At 60.8% G+C, this 17,445-nt stretch carries 19 protein-coding genes; 14 read left to right on the forward strand and 5 right to left on the reverse strand.

All coding sequences use genetic code 11. The features are described 5' to 3' along the window. Positions 1–12: 12 nt before the first annotated feature. Positions 13–1,059 carry a LacI family DNA-binding transcriptional regulator gene (locus tag ABH944_RS36380; protein WP_404612843.1) on the forward strand — a complete coding sequence of 349 codons (1,047 nt, stop codon included), beginning with the start codon at positions 13–15 and terminating at the stop codon, positions 1,057–1,059. Here ABH944_RS36380 and ABH944_RS36385 read toward each other — a convergent pair. Further along, entirely contained in the window at positions 1,054–1,176 is a 123-nt protein-coding gene (locus tag ABH944_RS36385; protein WP_404612841.1) for a hypothetical protein, read from the reverse strand. The genes ABH944_RS36380 and ABH944_RS36385 overlap by 6 nt on opposite strands. A gap of 82 nt (positions 1,177–1,258) precedes the next feature. Here ABH944_RS36385 and ABH944_RS36390 point away from each other — a divergent pair, with 82 nt between their 5' ends. The 7 genes from ABH944_RS36390 (at position 1,259) to ABH944_RS36420 (ending at position 7,733) form a co-directional block, all read left to right on the forward strand. Continuing rightward, on the forward strand, positions 1,259–2,203 hold the full coding sequence (locus tag ABH944_RS36390; RefSeq protein WP_404612839.1) for a substrate-binding domain-containing protein: 945 nt from the start codon (positions 1,259–1,261) through the stop codon (positions 2,201–2,203). A 30-nt stretch (positions 2,204–2,233) separates the two neighbouring features. After that, the gene (locus ABH944_RS36395) at positions 2,234–3,022 is read left to right on the forward strand and encodes an ATP-binding cassette domain-containing protein (RefSeq protein WP_404612837.1); all 789 of its coding nucleotides are present in this window, start codon (positions 2,234–2,236) and stop codon (positions 3,020–3,022) included. 1 nt (position 3,023) lies between these two features. Then, positions 3,024–4,025 (forward strand): ABC transporter permease, encoded by a 1,002-nt coding sequence (locus ABH944_RS36400; protein WP_404612835.1) that lies wholly within the window; start codon positions 3,024–3,026, stop codon positions 4,023–4,025. A 3-nt stretch (positions 4,026–4,028) separates the two neighbouring features. Beyond that, the gene (locus ABH944_RS36405) at positions 4,029–5,108 is read left to right on the forward strand and encodes a phosphotriesterase family protein (protein WP_404612833.1); all 1,080 of its coding nucleotides are present in this window, start codon (positions 4,029–4,031) and stop codon (positions 5,106–5,108) included. A gap of 88 nt (positions 5,109–5,196) precedes the next feature. Further along, positions 5,197–5,955: a glutamine amidotransferase gene (locus ABH944_RS36410; RefSeq protein WP_404612831.1), complete on the forward strand. Its 759-nt coding sequence runs from the start codon at positions 5,197–5,199 to the stop codon at positions 5,953–5,955. Between the two features lie 15 nt (positions 5,956–5,970). Then, positions 5,971–6,882 (forward strand): ribokinase, encoded by a 912-nt coding sequence (locus ABH944_RS36415; RefSeq protein WP_404612829.1) that lies wholly within the window; start codon positions 5,971–5,973, stop codon positions 6,880–6,882. 11 nt (positions 6,883–6,893) lie between these two features. After that, entirely contained in the window at positions 6,894–7,733 is an 840-nt protein-coding gene (locus ABH944_RS36420; protein WP_404612827.1) for a BtpA family protein, read from the forward strand. Positions 7,734–7,786: 53 nt separating this feature from the next. Here ABH944_RS36420 and ABH944_RS36425 read toward each other — a convergent pair whose 3' ends face one another. Continuing rightward, complete coding sequence (locus ABH944_RS36425) at positions 7,787–8,164, reverse strand: VOC family protein (RefSeq protein ID WP_404612825.1); 378 nt, start codon at positions 8,162–8,164, stop codon at positions 7,787–7,789. A 121-nt stretch (positions 8,165–8,285) separates the two neighbouring features. Beyond that, a complete protein-coding gene (locus tag ABH944_RS36430; protein ID WP_404612823.1) occupies positions 8,286–8,954 on the reverse strand; it encodes an O-methyltransferase in 669 nt (222 codons plus the stop codon). Between the two features lie 152 nt (positions 8,955–9,106). Here ABH944_RS36430 and ABH944_RS36435 point away from each other — a divergent pair, with 152 nt between their 5' ends. Next, a complete protein-coding gene (locus ABH944_RS36435) occupies positions 9,107–9,751 on the forward strand; it encodes a LysE family translocator (RefSeq protein WP_404612821.1) in 645 nt (214 codons plus the stop codon). On the opposite strand, the gene ABH944_RS36440 is transcribed toward ABH944_RS36435, so the two are convergent. Further along, positions 9,731–11,008, reverse strand: a complete 1,278-nt coding sequence (locus ABH944_RS36440) for an MFS transporter (protein WP_404612819.1) — start codon at positions 11,006–11,008, stop codon at positions 9,731–9,733. The genes ABH944_RS36435 and ABH944_RS36440 overlap by 21 nt on opposite strands. A gap of 148 nt (positions 11,009–11,156) precedes the next feature. On the opposite strand from ABH944_RS36440, the gene ABH944_RS36445 reads away from it, so the two are divergent. Beyond that, a complete protein-coding gene (locus ABH944_RS36445) occupies positions 11,157–12,065 on the forward strand; it encodes a LysR family transcriptional regulator (protein ID WP_404612817.1) in 909 nt (302 codons plus the stop codon). Beyond that, the gene (locus ABH944_RS36450) at positions 12,062–13,234 is read left to right on the forward strand and encodes a YbfB/YjiJ family MFS transporter (RefSeq protein WP_404612815.1); all 1,173 of its coding nucleotides are present in this window, start codon (positions 12,062–12,064) and stop codon (positions 13,232–13,234) included. The genes ABH944_RS36445 and ABH944_RS36450 overlap by 4 nt, the downstream gene beginning before the upstream one ends. A 17-nt stretch (positions 13,235–13,251) precedes the next feature. On the opposite strand, the gene ABH944_RS36455 is transcribed toward ABH944_RS36450, so the two are convergent. Further along, positions 13,252–13,635, reverse strand: a complete 384-nt coding sequence (locus ABH944_RS36455; protein ID WP_404612813.1) for a YunG family protein — start codon at positions 13,633–13,635, stop codon at positions 13,252–13,254. A 256-nt stretch (positions 13,636–13,891) separates the two neighbouring features. Here ABH944_RS36455 and ABH944_RS36460 point away from each other — a divergent pair, with 256 nt between their 5' ends. From ABH944_RS36460 to ABH944_RS36470, 3 genes are all read left to right on the forward strand, one after another. Further along, positions 13,892–14,401 (forward strand): DUF1697 domain-containing protein, encoded by a 510-nt coding sequence (locus ABH944_RS36460; protein ID WP_404612811.1) that lies wholly within the window; start codon positions 13,892–13,894, stop codon positions 14,399–14,401. A gap of 164 nt (positions 14,402–14,565) precedes the next feature. Then, on the forward strand, positions 14,566–15,609 hold the full coding sequence (locus ABH944_RS36465; protein ID WP_404612809.1) for a rod shape-determining protein: 1,044 nt from the start codon (positions 14,566–14,568) through the stop codon (positions 15,607–15,609). Between the two features lie 245 nt (positions 15,610–15,854). Then, positions 15,855–17,441 (forward strand): inorganic phosphate transporter, encoded by a 1,587-nt coding sequence (locus ABH944_RS36470; protein ID WP_404612807.1) that lies wholly within the window; start codon positions 15,855–15,857, stop codon positions 17,439–17,441. Positions 17,442–17,445: the final 4 nt, after the last annotated feature.

Below are 17,445 nucleotides of genomic sequence, written 5' to 3' on the forward strand. Positions count from 1 at the left end.
GGGACCCTTCAAGTGGCAAAAGTACCCACGATTCGCGATGTCGCCGAACTGGCGGATGTATCGAAGGCGACCGTTTCGCGTTACCTGAACGGCAGCCTCGCGCTGCCACCGGAAACGGCCAAGCGCGTAGACGACGCCGTCGTTGCGCTCAACTACCGGCAGAACAGCCTCGCCCGGCGCCTGAGCCTGGGCAGCAGCGAGACCATCGGCCTGGCCATGCCGGAAGTCGCCAATCCGTTCTTCGCGGAACTCGCGGATGCCGTCGAGGAGGCCGCCTCTGAAAGCGGCTATGGCCTCGCGCTCTGCATCACGCGCAACAAGCTCGAACGCGAGGCGCTTTATCTGCGCTGGCTCGATACGCGCCATCTCGACGGCCTGATCTTCGCGACCAATCGCCCGGATGACGGCTCGCTGCGCAGCCTCATAGGCGAGCGTGCCAACATCGTGCTGGTCGACGAAGACGTGCCGGGCACCGACGTGCCCAAGGTGTTCGTCGACAACGTCAAGGGCAGCTATCTGGCGACGCGTCATCTGCTCGACGCAGGGCATCGGCGAATCGCGCACGTAACCGGCCCCGAAACGCTGTTCACCGTGCAGGAACGGCTGGAGGGCTACCGGCGGGCGCTGGCCGAAGCAGAGGTCCCCTTCGATGCCGGCCTCGTACGCTACGGCTCCTATGACCGCCGCTTCGGACGCGCCGCGGGTGCCGATCTGATCGCGCTCGCCCAGCCGCCCACCGCCCTATTCGCGACCAGCGACTACATTGCCGTCGGTGTGCTCGATGCATTGCGCGAGCGCGCCCTGGACGTGCCGGGCTACATGTCGATAGTCGGTTTCGACGACATGGAATTCGCCAGTCTCCTCATGCCGCCAATCACGACCGTGCGGCAGTCGGCGGCAGAGCTCGGCCGGACCGGTGTGGCGCTGCTGGTCGCCATGCTCACCGGGCAGTCCACCACTTCATCCACCGCCTCGCCCACCACTCTGACTACCGTTCGCCGCCTGCCGGTCGAGTTGATTGAACGCGCTTCGGTCGGTCCGCCGCGCTCCGGTTTATAAGCACTTTCCTCCGTACTTACCCGCATCTTTTTTGAAACGGTTGACAGCCTGATACTCGCGGATTAATTTTTTATAAACCGGTTTACAAGCGAGCGGCGCAATGTCGGTTGCGTCCATGAAGTCCTTCTTTAATCACCGGCCGCGGAAGCGCTCATGGAGTGCGCGAACCGCGTCCGGACCAACCAGGAAAGGGATTCCGATGAGCGCAGCAACGAATTTCCGCCGCATGACCGCCATCTTGTTGAGCGCCTCTCTGCTTTCCCTCGCGGCCAACGCCGTGGCGGCAGGCAAGAAGATCGCCATGGTGCAGATCAACCAGGAGGCGCTGTTTTTCACGCAGATGGACCAGGGCGCCCAGGCGGCGGCAAAAGCCGCCGGCGTCGAACTCGCCATCTTCAACTCGAACAACGACCCGAGCGCGCAGAACAACGCGATCGAAACGTATATCCAGCAAAAGGTCGATGCCATTCTCGTGGTCGCGATCGATGTAAACGGCATCAAGCCCGCGATCACGGAAGCCAGGAAAGCCGGCATTCCGGTGGTGACCATTGACGCTATCGTGGACGGTGACAACGCGGTGCAGGTCGGCGTCGACAACAAGAAAGTGGGCGAAGACATCGGCAAATACACGGCGAACTACATCAAGACGAATCTGGGTGGGAACGCGAACATTGGCGTGGTGGGTGCGCTGAATTCGTTTATCCAGAACGTGCGGCTGGACGGGTTCAAGGCGGGCATCGCGACGGTTCCGGGCGCGAAGATTGTCTCTACGGTCGACGGACAAAATGTGCAGGACCAAGCGCAAACCGCCGCCGAAAACCTGATTTCCGCCAATCCCAATCTGCAGATCGTGTATGCAACCGGCGAGCCTGCTCTGATCGGTCTTGTTGCTGCCACGTCAGCGCAAGACGCTACCGGCCGCGTGAAGATTGTCGGCTGGGATTTGAGCGCACAGGCAATCACGGGCATTGATGCAGGCTTTGTGATTGCCGTGGTCCAGCAGGACCCGGAAGGCGAAGGCCACGCCGCGGTGAATGCCGCCATGAAGCTCATCAGCAAGCAGCCCGTGGAGAAAAACATCTCGGTGCCGGTGACGATCGTGACCAAGGCGAACGTCGGTAAATACAGGGCTATCTTCAAGTAAGCCCGCTTCGACCCTTCACGGAGAACCGCTATGCAAACCGATGCTGACACTCCGCGCGTGCGCATGGAGCACATCACCAAGAGCTATGGCGCCGTGCAGTCGCTGCGTGGCGTCGACCTGCACGTGATGCCCGGTGAAGTGCTCGGGCTCGTTGGTGACAACGGCGCGGGCAAATCGACCGTCTCGAAGGTGCTGTCGGGCGCGGTGATACCGGACAGCGGCAGCATCGAGATCGACGGCAAACGGGTCAGTTTCTCGGACCCGGGCGACGCCCGCGCGCATCACATTGAAATGGTTTATCAGGATCTGTCGCTGTGCAATACGGTCGATGTGGCCGGCAACCTGTTTCTCGGCCGCGAGCCCATGCGCCGCGTCTGCGGCGTGCAGGTGCTCGATCATCGCAAGATGCATCACGACGCTCGCGACATGCTGAATAACCTCGGCATCCGTATTCCCAGCACGAAGCTGGACGTGGAAAACCTGTCGGGCGGGCAGCGTCAGGCCATTGCGATTTCGCGAGCGGTATCGTTCGACCCGAAAGTGCTGATCATGGACGAACCCACGGCCGCGCTGGCCGTGGCGGAAGTCGAAGCGGTGCTCGAACTCGTGCGCACGATCAGCGCACGCGGCGTCAGCGTGATCCTGATCAGCCATCGCCTGCAGGACCTGTTCCTCGTGTGCGACCGGATCAGCGTGATGTACGAAGGGCAAAATGTTGCGGACAGGAAGATCGGAGAGACGAATCTGGAGGAGATCGTCGACCTGATCGTGGGCCACAAGTTCAGCGCTCGCTCGGCGCGTGCGCTTGCGGAGAACTGACATGGAACTCGCCATGCATGACAAGTCCAAAGCGCCGCGCCTGCCATTCAGACATATGCTCGGGCGCAATGCGGGCGTAGCGAGCATCGCAGCGTTCTTCATTGTCTGCGCCCTCGTCTTCACGCTCGCGACGCATACGTTCCTCACCGCCGGCAACCTGCTCAACGTGCTGCGTCAAAGCGCTCCGCTGCTGATCGTCGCCACGACAATGACGCTGGTCATCACCACGGGTGGGATCGACCTGTCGATCGGCTCCACGCTCGCGCTCGTGGGCGCGCTCTCGGCGATCGCACTGCGTGCCGGCGCGCCGGGTATTGTCGTGCTGCTGGGCGGCCTCTCGCTCGGCGCGTTGATTGGTGCGATCAACGGCTACTTCATCGCATTCGCGGGAATGCCGGCGTTCATTGTGACGCTGGGCACGCTGTCCGTGGTGCGCGGCATTGCATTGCTGATCACGCAGGGTTTCTCGGTGCCGATAGAAAACGACGGATGGTTCGTCGAACTGGGCCGCGGCCGTTTGCTTGGTGTGCCCACGCCGGCGGTCATTGCGATCATCACGTTGCTCGCCGGATGGGTCATGCTCCGCCATACGCGGTTCGGACGCTACGTGACCGGCATAGGCACCAATTCTGAAGGCGTGCGGCGCGCGGGTGTCAATGTGCGCAACGTGACCCTGAAGGTCTATGTCCTCAGCGGCGCGGCCGCGGGTCTTGCCGGGCTCATCACAACAGCGAGGCTCGGCAGCGGATCGTCGAATCAAGGCGTGGGTTTTGAACTCGCAGTGATCGCTGCGGTTGTTCTCGGCAGTACTGATCTCTTTGGCGGCAGGGGAACCATTCTCGGCACCTTGCTGGGTGCGTTGACCATTGCCGTGCTCGGCAACGGGCTGATCCTGATCAACGTCTCGCCGTTCTATACGCAGATCATCCAGGGCGCGATCATGCTGCTTGCGATATGGCTCAATACGCGCATCTTCTCCGCACAACGGCGCAAGAAAGGCTAAGCGATGAGTTCGATCTTTCGCCGCGACGCACGGCTGCCAATAGGCATCGACAGCGGCCATGTGATGACGGTGCTCGGCCCTCTCCCCGTTGCGCAGATGGGCGTAACGCTGATGCACGAACACATCCTGCTGGATGCGTCCGGAAAATGGGTGCCGCCCAGTTGCTGCAGCGACCGGTTTATCGGCGAGCAGAAGGTGCATATCGGCATTCTGGGTGCGCTGCGGATGAATCCGCTGATGAACCGCGACAACTGCCAGTTGTTCGACGCCGACGTAGCTGTTGAAGAACTGATGCGCTTCCGCGAACTGGGTGGCAATACGGTGGTCGATCCGACCAATCTCGGCATTGGACGAGACCCCGCCGCGCTGCAACGGATCTCGCGGCGTACCGGCCTGAACATTGTGATGTCGACGGGGTTTTATCTCGAACCCTCGCATCCGGACTATGTGAAACACAAGTCGATCGACGAACTGGCCGCGCAGTTGATTGCCGACGTTGGCGGCGCCGATGAAAAACCCGGCGTGCTTGCCGGAATGATTGGCGAGATAGGGGTCTCCGCGGCATTCACGGCCAACGAGGAGAAGTCGCTGCGCGCGGCCTCGCGAGCCAGTGCGGCCACCCATGTGCCCCTCTCGGTACATCTGCCAGGCTGGGTGCGGCACGGGCATCGTGTTCTCGACATCGTGGCGGAAGAAGGCGGCGACCTGAACCACACCGTGCTGTGTCACATGAACCCGAGCCATATGGACGTGGAGTACCAGCACTCGCTCGCCGGACGCGGTGCCTGGCTCGAGTACGACATGATCGGCATGGAGTATTTCTACGCCGATGAAAACGCGCAATCGCCCTCCGATGAAGAAAATGCCCGCGCAATCAAGGCGCTGATCGATGCCGGTTTCATTGACCGGATCCTCATGTCGCAGGACGTGTTCATGAAGATCATGCTGACGCGTTTTGGCGGCCACGGTTACGGCTACATCCTCAAGTATTTCGTGCCTCACTTGCTGCGTCATGGCGTGACGAACGAGCAGATTGAAACAATGATGATTGTGAACCCGGCCCGGGTTTTCTCCGGCGGATAACGGGTATTCACGCAAGACGATGTGAACCGGTTCCACCTTGCGCGGTGTGCCGCCGACACGGCCCGCCGCGCGCTTAAGGAGCACATGCATGACCAAATCTGTTTTGCTCGCCGGAGAGAGCTGGACGAGCATGTCGACGCACATCAAGGGCTTCGACCAGTTTCCGACCGTGACCTATCAAAACGGCGCGACCCTCTTCCTGGATATCTTCAAGGGCAGCGGCTATGCGATCACGCATATGCCAAGTCACGAAGCGCAGGAAACCTTCCCGTCAACGCTTGACGGATTGCTTGCTTATGACGCGATCATTCTCTCGGACATTGGCGCGAATACCTTGCTGCTGCATCCGGATACGTGGGTCAAGAGCCAGCGTACGCCGAACCGTCTCAAGCTGTTGCGAGAGTATGTCGAGGCCGGGCGCGGCCTGATGATGATCGGCGGCTACCTGAGCTTCCAGGGCATCAACGGCAGCGCGCGGTTCCGCAATACGCCGGTGGAAGAGGTGTTGCCGGTCACCTGCCTGCCTTACGACGATCGTGTTGAAGTGCCGGAAGGATTCACCCCGAAGGTGGTTGCTTCGCATCCGTTGGTCGAGGGGCTTGGAACGCAGTGGCCACACTTGCTGGGTTATAACGAAGTGCAGTTGAAAGCGGGCGCGACGCTGATAGCGACCGTTCCCGAAACAGGCCACCCGTTGCTGGTCGCCGGGACACACGGCCGTGGACGCACGCTGGCATGGACCAGCGATATGTCGAGTCATTGGCTGCCACCCGATTTCTCCGCGTGGGACGGCAACGCGCGGCTGTGGACGAACTGTCTCGACTGGCTGACCTCGGATGAAAAATGATCGCGGAGTCACCTCATGAACGGGGTTGAGGCGCGCGTTTGCGTTGTCGGCAATGCGGCTATCGACGTGGTTTTCCGGGTCGATCACTTGCCGCTTGCCGGCGAAACGTTGCTTGCTGCCGAGACGTTGCACGACTTCGGCGGCAAGGGCGCAAATCAGGCCGTGATGGCGCAACGCGCCGGGGCCCAGGTGCAATTGTTTGCCGCTCTCGGCGACGACACCGATGCCGACCGCTTCATGGCGCGGCTCGTGGAAGAAGGTATTGATGTGCGTCATGTCGCCCGCTTGCCGTGCAGAACGGATATGTCGATTGTTACGGTCGACAGCCAGGGCGAGAATACGATTGTGACCCGCAACAATGCCGCGGCGCGCTATGTACCGTCGCAAGACGCGGTACTCGATGCAACGCGCAGCGGCGACTGGATCGCCATGCAGGGCAACCTGAGCGAAGCTGTCACGGCAGGTCTGCTGCATCACGCGCATACGGGCGAGCGTCTAACCTTGCTCAACCCCGGACCCGTCTGCTTCGATTGCCGTCCGTTGCTGCGCTACGTCGATGTTCTCGTGGTCAATCGTGTCGAGGCCGCCGCGCTGACACGGCTGGACGATCCCGGGGAAGCGGCCCGTTCGCTGCAGGAATCGGGCGCGGGCAATGTCATCGTTACGCTGGGTTCCGAGGGCGCTCTCTGGTGCCGCCCGGGACGCACGGCGCGAATCCCGGCGACGCGGGCCAACGCGGTCGACACCGTGGGTGCCGGCGACGCTTTCTGCGGTGCCCTCCTCGCGGCGCTTGCGCAGCATATCCCCATGACGGTGGCCTTGCAGCGGGCACAAGCCGCTGCTGCATTCGTTGTCGAAAGAAGCGGGACGCAAGCCGCTTTCCCGAGCCGCGCCGAGTTGTTCGCGCTCTTCAACTCTCTAACCTGAATTCAATCAATATGGACACCTCATCTGGAGTTGGACGCGGACGCACTGATTGCGTCGAGCAGATTTTTCGACGCCCGCGCGGCGTGGTGATCGGCGTGATCCACTGCCCGCCGTTCCCCGGTTCGCCGCGTTATCAGGGCGCGTCCAGCGAGGCGATGTACAGCGCCGCACTCGCCGACGCCGTGGCGTATGCAAAAGGCGGCGTTCATGGACTGATTGTTGAAAATCACGGCGACGTGCCGTTTTCCAAGCCGGACGATATCGGTCCGGAGACCTCGGCGTTCATGTCCGTCACCGCCGATCGAATTGCGCGGGAGACCGGCTTGCCGATCGGTATCAACGTGCTTGCCAACGCGGCCCTCCCCGCGCTGGCAATCGCGGCGGCAAGCAACGCGGCGTTCGTGCGCGTGAACCAGTGGGCCAATGCCTATGTCGCGAACGAGGGCCTGATAGAAGGCGCGGCGGCGCTCGCGTTGCGCTACCGTGCGAGATTGCGTGCCGATGGCATCCGCGTTTTCGCCGACGCTCACGTCAAGCACGGCGCGCATGCGATCGTGTCGGACCGTTCGCTTGAAGAGCTGGTGCGCGACGTGGAGTTCTTCGACGCCGATGCGATCATTGCGACGGGGCAACGCACCGGGGACGCCGCCAGCACGGATTATTTGCGGCAGATCAGGAACGCGACCACGCTGCCGCTACTCGTTGGCAGCGGCTGCACGGAGCGCAACATCGCGGAAATTCTCTCGGTGGTCGACGGGGTGATCGTCGCCAGTTCGTTGAAGGTCGGCGGCGTGTGGTGGAATCCCGTCGATCAAAACAAGGTCCGCAGTTTCATGCAGGCGGCACGGTAGCGGACGGCGCGGGTTGGCACGGCGCCGCGCCGCTTCCGAGCGACGCCAGACCGTCAAGCGGCTTGACCGCAATAAGCCTCGAGCCGGTAGCCATCAGGATCAATGACGTAAGCCGCGTAATAGTTGGCGCCGTAACTGGCGCGCAATCCGGGCTTGCCGTTGTCGAAGCCGCCCGCGCCAAGCGCAGCTGCGTGAAAAGCATTGACGTCCTCACGTGCGAGAGCAGTGAAGCATAGATGCAGCCCTGATCCGGCGTCTGGCGGAACAGGACGGTCTGCTGCATTGATCCAGAGTGCGACGGTGTCCAGGCCATATCCGAGAGAATCCTCTGCTTCGCTCAAGCAGGTGTAGCCGAGCGCGTTCAGCGCTGCGTCATAGAATTGCCTGGCCCGGGCGATGTTGCGGACGCCAATCGAGATGTGATCAATCATGGAAATTCTCCTTGAGGATTGAGCACCCATCGTAGGATGGCCGCAAGCTTCCCGGCTTGGGGAAAATTGCTATTCGCCTGGCGTCTGGTTGTCAGCTAATAATCATTGTCAAAAAAGCTTCCTATGCCGACAAGATGGAAATCGAAAACCCATCCCATCCCTTCGCGCCGACCGTCTGCACCGCCGTCGAATCAAGCTTCGGATGAGTGCCTAGCAACTCGAAATATTTCCGCAAGCCAAGCACATCAGGATCCGTACTCGCGAAGTCGGCCATCCTGCCCTTTCTGATGACGTTGTCGCCAATGATGATGGCGCCCGGACGACACAGTTCAAGCGACAACTGCAGATAGTCCGGGTAGGTTTTCTTATCGGCGTCGATAAACACCATGTCGAATGGTTCGACCTTATTGTCGATAAGTTGAGCGAGCGTTTCCACCGCCGGTCCAACCACCACCGACACCGTTTCCGACAACCCCGCGAACGCAATGTTTCGCCTGGCAACCGCCGCGTAGTCGGGGTTGGCTTCCAGAGTCACCAGCGAGCCTCCTGAGGGAAGCCCGCGTGCGAGCCAGATCGAGCTATATCCGCCAAGCGTTCCAATTTCAAGAATGCGCCGGGCCCCACGTATCCGCGCAAGCAACTGAAGAAATTTGCCTTGATTGGGCGCAACGTTGATGGATGGCAAGCCCGCGTCGGCACTCGATCGCAAGGTCGCTTCCAGTGCTTCATCCGCCGGTACCAGTTGATTACAAAAGTAAGTATCGAGTAAATCCCATTGCTGCTGATCCATGGCTTCGTCCGAGGTTGTCCTGACGAAAATATTCTATGCCATTGCCCCGTGAGCACGCAGTTCAACGCCCGGCCGGACGAGACTATTCAATAGACGCATGGCATTATTCGTCTACGATAATCCTCTTCCGAAACGCTTCAGCGAGCGCACGAATGTCCTTCCACACCTGGTTTCTTTTCGCCGCAGCGTATCTGGTCACGACTATTTCGCCCGGACCCAACGTCCTGCTCGTCATCCGCAATACGGTTCGATTCGGTAGCCGCGGTACGGCTGCGACCATCGCCGGGAATCTGCTGGCACAGTTGGTCGTCGTGGTGCTCGTGGCGCTGAGTGTGGGCGCGGTACTCATAGCCATGCCGCCTTTGTTCCTCGCCATGAAGGTCCTGGGAGCGGTATACCTCATGTTTCTTGGCATAAAGCAGTTGAGAAGCGGGAACAAAAGCCGGAAGCCCAAGGCCGCCGCATCAATCAATGCACTGCCTACGCATGCTCTCGACAAGCGCAAGATTTTTCGCGAAGCGTTATTGGTGTCGGGAAGCAATCCCAAGACATTGATCTTCCTTTCCGCGTTCATGCCGCAGTTCATCACGCATGACCGGCCGCTGGCAGCACAATTCATCGTGATGTATCTGACCGTGGCTTGCACCGTGGCGCTGGTTCACACCGTGTACTCGTTCGGCGTGCGCCGGATTCATAACGGGCTTGGCACAAGCCGGTGGATTGAAGCGCTCAAGCGTTGCAGCGGCCTGGTCTTCTTCGGCCTCGGCATCAAGCTTTTAACGGCCAGGCAAGCGTAACGATCTGGCGCTCGCCCATCGATTCAATCCGGCGCAAACGAGCAGCAAAAACGCCGTCACGAAGAACACCGCGCGCAAACCAATGTGCGCACCGATCAGCCCACCGATCAGCGGGCCGATAACCTGCCCGCTGAACTGGGCCGACTGCAGATAGCCGAGCGTCTTGCCGGAATTGTGATCGGCGACCGAGTGCCGGATCTCCTTGGCTATGGATGGAAGCAGTCCCGCGAGCGTCATGCCCATCAAGCCGCGAAGAATGGCCAGCTGCCACCATTCGGTGACGAACGCCTGCGGCACCAGCACCACGCCGGTCGCAATCAAACACCCGATGATGACTTTCGAGCTGCCGATGCGATCGGCAAGCGCGCCAAAACGCGCGGCAGTCAGCATGCTGCCGAACGCCGATGCCGCCATCACGATCCCGGCCATGCGCGCGACATGATCGACCGGCACGCCGAGTTGCCCGATATAAACGGTGATGATCGGTTCGATCGACATGTTGGCGAGCAACACCATCATTGCCGTCACCAGCAGCGCGAGGATGACATTGCGGTTAACCGCCGGAGGCAACGCCCCGCCAGCGTCAATACGCTTCTTCGCGTCGGTCGCAGGATCGAAGTCTTCACGCACCACCACGATGGTCAGCAGCGCAGCCACCGCGATGATCGCCCCGCCGACGAAGAATGTGCCGCGGATACCGACCCATGTCGGCAGGAAGCCGCCAACCAGCGGACCAACGAGATTGCCCGCGAGCGCGCCCGTCGATAACATGCCCAGCGCCCATCCTGAGCGCTCGCGCGGCGCCTGCGTCCCGACCATCACAATGGAAGCGGATGCATAACCGCCGATCAACCCCGCGACCAGCCGCAGCACGACCAGCTCGGTGAGGTTGTGCGCGAGTCCGATCAACGACATCACGACAGCCATGCCGACCGCCGCGCGGATCAACATGGGCTTGCGGCCATAGCGGTCCGCCAGACGTCCCCAGAGCGGCGCGGTAATCGCGGTACCGAAGAACGTTGCGCCGAACGCGACCCCCGACCACTGCACAATCGCCGACGGCGAACTCACGCCCAGCTGCTGCACGTACAGCGGCAGGAACGGCAGCAGCATGCTGAGACTGAGCAGCGTCGTAAAGGACCCGAATACGCAGACAAATAAATTGCGCCGCCAGTATGGCGCGTTGCGTTCTGCATAGCTGAGCCTCTGGACATGGCCGTCCGGAGATATGAGCGAACTGCTTGCTTGCGGATTCATGAGAGCCTCGAAACGTTCTGTCAGGCGTTGAACGATGGCCGGGCGCATGAGCGTCGATCCGGGTCACCATCGCAAAAGGAGTAGACCGCTTGCATATTATCTCAATTTGGGAATATTATGTTTACATCGTTCTCGAATTGAGATTTTCATGGATCACACCAGTCTCGACATTTTTCGCGTCGTCGCCGCCGAACTCAGCGTGACCCGGGCGGCCAAGCGCCTGGGCCGTGTGCAATCGAACGTGACCACGCGGATCCAGCAGCTCGAAGAGGAACTGGGGGTGCCACTGTTCCGGCGGGACGGCAACCGTCTCACGCTAAGCGCGGAAGGCGACCGTTTTCTGGGCTACGCCAACCGCATGCTGGCACTGGCCGACGAAGCGCGACAGGTGCTGAGTCCTCAGGCGCCCTCGGGCACGCTCAGGATCGGCGCCATGGAAAGTACGGCCGCGGCTCGTCTGCCCGGACCGCTTGCCGCCCTTCATGTGCAGTACCCCGAGGTCCAGCTCAGGATTTCAACAGCACCTTCGCGGCAACTGCTGGAACAGGTTCGCAGCGGTTTGGTCGATTGCGCGTTCGCGGCGCTGCCGCCGTGCGGTGACATGGCGTCGGCATCGGATCTCGAGGCAGTGGGACTGATTGGCGAACCGGTCTTTCGCGAGGAGATCCTGCTCGTGCTGCCGCCGGGGCATGGTGCCGTCCGCCAGGGCTCGGATATCACCGTGCGTTCGCTTGCCGCGTTTGCAGATGGGTGCAGCTACCGCGTGCTCGCCGAAGAATGGTTTGGCCATGACAGAACGCCGCTCGACATCCAGGAAGTCGGGTCGTACCACAGCATGCTGACCTGCGTTGCCGCAGGCGGCTGCGTATCGCTCGTGCCGCGCAGCGTGCTGGATCTGCTGCGCGATCCGCCGGCGTTGCGCACTCATGTGGTGGCGAAGGTGGATACCTGGCTCGTTCATCGAAACGGCTACGAGACGGCAGCATTCGATGCGCTGCGCGAGGCGCTTGCGCCATTCATCTCGAAGCAACCCGTAGTCAAAAGGAAATCATCATGAGCACGATTCGGCAGGAGGCTTCGTCGACAGCAAGCCAGGGCATGGCGGCAGTGGTTGCCGCGCTGGTCATGGCGGTCGGCATGGGGTTCGGACGTTTTGCATTCACGGGCATCTACCCGGTCATGGTCAGCGATGCCGTGCTGACCGTGCATCAGGGCACGCTCGCCGCGTCGGCCAACTATGCGGGTTATCTGCTTGGGGCCCTGCTGACTGCCGCCGTGCATCCGCGGCACTCGCGCAGGGTGTGCGTGCTTGCGCTTGGGGGCATCGTGTTGTGTCTCGGGGTGACGGCGCTGTTGAGTGCGCCCTGGCTGATCATCGCGATGCGCGGCATCACGGGCTCCGTCAGCGCGGTCACCATGGTGGCGGCTTCGTTGTGGCTGCTGCAGCATCGCGGCCACACGAGCGGCGCTCCCCTGCTTTATGCGGGTGTCGGCATGGGCATTGTGCTGTCTTCTGAAATGCTTGTCGCGGGACGCACGTTTGACCTGCACAGCGCGGGGCTTTGGTGGGTGCTCGCAGCAGGCTCATTGATCCTTGCCGTCATCGCGCTGCCGGGTCTCGATTCCCGCCCTGTCGAGGCTACCGGCACGCGTCCGGCTTTACACGGACACGAGTCCTTTCCTGCGCTCGGTGCGGGACGGCTGATTGCGCTCTACGGGCTTGCCGGCTTCGGCTACATCATCACCGCGACCTATCTGCCGTTCTTCGTCAGGAACGCGCTTGGTTCAATCGATCCTATCCAGGTCTGGGCGTTGTTTGGCCTGGGTGCGGTTCCGTCGTGTTTCATCTGGCATGCGGTGCATATGCGCCTTGGCACACGACGCGCGCTGTTCGTGAATCTCGCGCTGCAAGCGGCCGGCGTGATCCTGCCGGTGCTGGCGCCGAACCCGGCCGGATACCTTGGCAGCGCATTGATCGTGGGCGGTACCTTCATGGGCACCACGACAATTTCAATGCTCGCCGGCCGTCGGGTCGCACACACCTTGCGGGTGAGCATTCTTGCCGTGATGACGGCATGCTTCGGCATCGGGCAGATCGTGGGACCACTCGTGGCCAATGCGATGTATGCACCGCATCATTCGTTCTCGGGATCCCTGAGTGTGGCGGCAGCAGCGCTTGCCGTGGCGGCCCTGCTGTGCGTACGGTTCACACCGGCGAAGTCATAGCGGGCATTTGAACCGGTCTATCCGACCTCTTTCAGTCTCTGCGTCAGAAGCGCGTACTTGTCTTGCGATGTATCTGCCAACGCAGCCTCGCGTGTGGATGGCGTGTCGTCATACGGCACCGGTTCGGCGAACTGACTCACCGTCAGGTCCCATTTTTTCCCGTCGACCAGATTGTAGAAGTGCGTGCCGCCTGAGGTCCGCGTTGAAAGAATCTCGCCACCGAAATGATCGTGCACAACAAGCGCGGTGATGCTGCAATGATTCTGCGCCGGATTCGACGGCGACCAGGCGTTGGCCGGACTTGACGTGTCTCCCGACCATACGCGTGAGATTGCCCTGTACAAATCGAGGGGAGTTGCGAAAGCCGTCAATACGGGAGCGATCTGATCTTCCTGGGTCATTGCAAAATCCCTTGTCCAATTTGAAAGTGGCTTAGCCATTTTATCGCACGGGCAAGACGGCGCGCCGCATCCCGCATGTTGAAACTTACGTCGCCTTGCGGCGTGAGGATCGAAAAGCTAAAGTTGCGGACAATATCTACCCCATTGCACTCTTCTGCATAAGCCATCCGAGGCTGGACCAAGCGGGGGCATATACATTCGGTCTTAGCCGGTTCAAGCGCCAAGCCTGTCGATAAAAACGACCACAAACTACTCGATGACTACTTACGCCGCTCTCTTGCGGGCCGTGAATGTTGGCGGCACCGGCAAGCTTCCCATGACCGAACTCCGCGCAATGTGCACCTCCGCTGGTTTTTCGAATGTGCGCACGTATATTGCCAGCGGCAACGTTGTATTCGAAAGCAAGCTTGCGGAAGCGTCCGTGAAGGCCAGGCTGGAGCGTTGCCTCGAGTCTTATGCCGGCAAGCCGGTCGGCATCCTGGTCCGGACCGGCGAGGAGCTGAAGGCGGTGCTTGCCGGAAATCCCTTCAGGTCGGAAGCACCGAATCTGACCGTAGCCATCTTTCTAGATGCTCCGCCGCCAGCCGATTTCCTGGATAGCGTGAGCGACCGGCAGACAGAACAAATCGCACTCGGTACGCGTGAGATCTACGTGTATTACAAAGACGGAATAGCCCGTTCAAAGCTGAAAATCCCGGCCGCGAAAACTGGAACCGCTCGCAATATGAATACCGTGGCCAAGCTCGTCGAGTTGACGGCAGCTTAGTCAGGTTCAGGCCTTTACGGCGTCCAGGCACGCTTGCCAATAGCGTCGGGCGGGCGGCGGCGCGGCTTCGTTTTCCCGAAACTGTTACTCTTCCCACTCCCGACCGCAGCCTGGTCGCACGTGGCAGGGCCAAGTGCCTGGCGTCAAGCAATACAGGATTTTGAATGTTCGGTTTTCTGCGTAGTTATTTTTCCAACGACCTGGCGATTGATCTCGGCACCTCAAATACGCTGATCTACATGCGTGGCAAGGGTATCGTCCTTGACGAGCCGTCGGTGGTCTCCATTCGTCAGGAAGGCGGCCCGAATGGCAAAAAAATCATTCTGGCCGTGGGCAAGGAAGCCAAGCAGATGCTCGGCAAGGTGCCAGGCAACATTGAAGCCATCCGCCCGATGAAGGACGGCGTGATCGCCGACTTCAGCATTACCGAGCAAATGATCAAACGCTTTATCCGCATGGCGCACGAAACCCGCCTGTTGGCGCCATCGCCGCGGATTGTTGTCTGCGTGCCCTGCGGATCCACCCAGGTCGAACGCCGCGCAATCAAGGAAGCCGCGCATAGCGCAGGAGCGTCGCAGGTCTACCTGATCGAAGAACCCATGGCGGCCGCTACCGGTGCCGGTCTGCCCGTGTCCGAGGCAACGGGCTCCATGGTCGTCGACATCGGTGGCGGCACCACCGAGGTAGGCGTCATTTCACTCGGCGGCATCGTGTACAAGGGGTCCGTGCGCGTGGGCGGCGACAAGTTCGACGACGCGATCGTCAACTACATCCGTCGCAACTACGGCATGCTGATTGGCGAGCAAACCGCTGAAGCCATCAAGAAGGAAATAGGCTCCGCGTTCCCTGGTTCCGAAGTGATGGAAATGGAAGTTAGGGGCCGCAACATGTCCGAGGGTATACCGCGTAGCTTCACGGTATCCAGCAACGAGATCCTCGAAGCGCTCTCCGATCCGCTGAACCAGATAATCTCGGCGGTCAAGATCGCGCTCGAGAATACGCCGCCCGAACTTGGCGCCGACATTGCCGAGCGCGGCATCATGCTCGCCGGCGGCGGTGCACTGCTGCGAGATCTCGACCGCCTGCTTGCCGAGGAAACCGGCCTGCCCGTGCTTGTCGCTGAAGCCCCCCTGACGTGCGTCGTGCGCGGCTCGGGCATGGCGCTCGAACATATGGACAAATTCGGCAGCGTGTTCTCCTATGATTGATTGAAAGCGGCGGCGCAGTCGCTCTTGCGGTCACTTCATGCGAATCTTCAGGTGATTGCGTGACGCTTGCTATTCATCCTGTCCATCCCCTTCGTTTCGAGCACATGGGCCGCTGCCGGAATTGGCAGTTAGCGGCGCATTGAAAACAATAGACAGGTATCCGAAATATAAATGCCACAAATCCTTCACTGAGCATCTTGAAGGCGGGTTGTAGGATAGCAGTCCGGTAGTCACGGGAAATGATCATGCCAGATCTCATGTTTCCTCATACGAGTGCGGTCAGCGGACGTGCCCGCAACCTGAGTCTGGCAATCTTCCTGCTGATCCTCGCCATAGGCGTCGCCTACGTCGCCGTCCATCTGGTCATAGACCTCGAGCCGGTACAGCAAAGCTCGGCATTCCCCTACGTCCTCCTCGGCTTCGCGATGCTGATCGCGCTTGGCTTTGAGTTCGTCAATGGTTTTCACGACACGGCGAATGCCGTAGCCACCGTTATCTACACTCACTCCCTGACACCCAATCTCGCGGTGCTCTGGTCGGGTGCGTGGAATTTTGTCGGCGTCATGGTGTCCAGCGGCGCCGTGGCGTTCGGTATTGTCCAGCTGCTCCCTGTCGAGCTGATTTTGCAGGTGGGCGGCCACGCGGGTTTCGCCATGGTATTTGCGCTGCTGATTGCGGCGATTGTCTGGAACCTGGCAACCTGGTACTTCGGACTACCCTCCTCCAGCTCGCATACGTTGATTGGTTCGATCATCGGCGTCGGTCTGATGAACCAGCTGATGCGTGGCCCATCCGGTACCAGCGGCGTCGACTGGGCGCAGGCGGTAGGGGTCGGAAAATCACTGCTGTTCTCGCCGATTGTCGGCTTTTTGCTCGCCGGACTGCTTCTGCTGATACTCAAGGCCGTGGTGCGTGTCCCCGCGCTCTACGCCGAACCGGTCGGCAACAAACCACCGCCGTTCTGGATTCGCAGCCTGCTGGTCCTGACCTGCACGGGGGTCTCCTTCGCCCATGGTTCGAACGATGGGCAAAAGGGCATGGGCCTGATCATGCTGATTCTCATTGGCACGGTGCCGACAGCCTATGCACTGAACAAAGCGGTCACGCCCGAACAAACGCAGACCTTCGTGGCGGTCGCGCATCAGGCGTCGGCCGTGTTCGCCAAATACGCGCCCGGCGCGCCCGCATCCACCAACCCTCGCGCGGATGTTGAAACGTACGTGCGAACCCGTCAGATGACACCGGCAACCCTGCCGGCGGTACAACAACTCACTGATACCGTGGCCCAGCAGGTCACGGCAGCGGGATCGATCAGTACGGTGCCGCCGAGCCTGGTCGACAACGTCCGCAACAGCATGTATGTGATATCGGAAGCGATCCGTCTGATGGAAGCGTCGAAGCAGCCCGCGTTCACCGCCGACGACAGGGCCGTGATAGACAACTACAACAAGCAACTCAATCACTCGACCAAGTTCATTCCGACATGGGTCAAGGTCGCGGTTGCGATAGCACTGGGACTCGGCACAATGGTCGGCTGGAAGCGGATCGTGGTGACGGTCGGGGAAAAGATCGGCAAGCAACACCTGACCTACGGCCAGGGTGCGTCAGCAGAGGTAGTAGCAATGCTGACCATCGGGGCAGCGGATCTGTGCGGACTCCCGGTATCGACCACGCACATACTGACGTCCGGCGTCGCGGGCACAATGGCGGCGAATGGATCGGGCCTTCAATGGAACACCCTGCGAAGCCTGGTGCTGGCCTGGGTGCTTACGCTGCCGGCGTCCATTGCGTTGGCCGGCGCGCTCTATTGGGTGTTTCGGGTAGTCGCTTAACCGA

Origin of the sequence: Caballeronia udeis (assembly GCF_044909315.1) — a bacterium.
GTDB lineage: Bacteria > Pseudomonadota > Gammaproteobacteria > Burkholderiales > Burkholderiaceae > Caballeronia > Caballeronia udeis_A.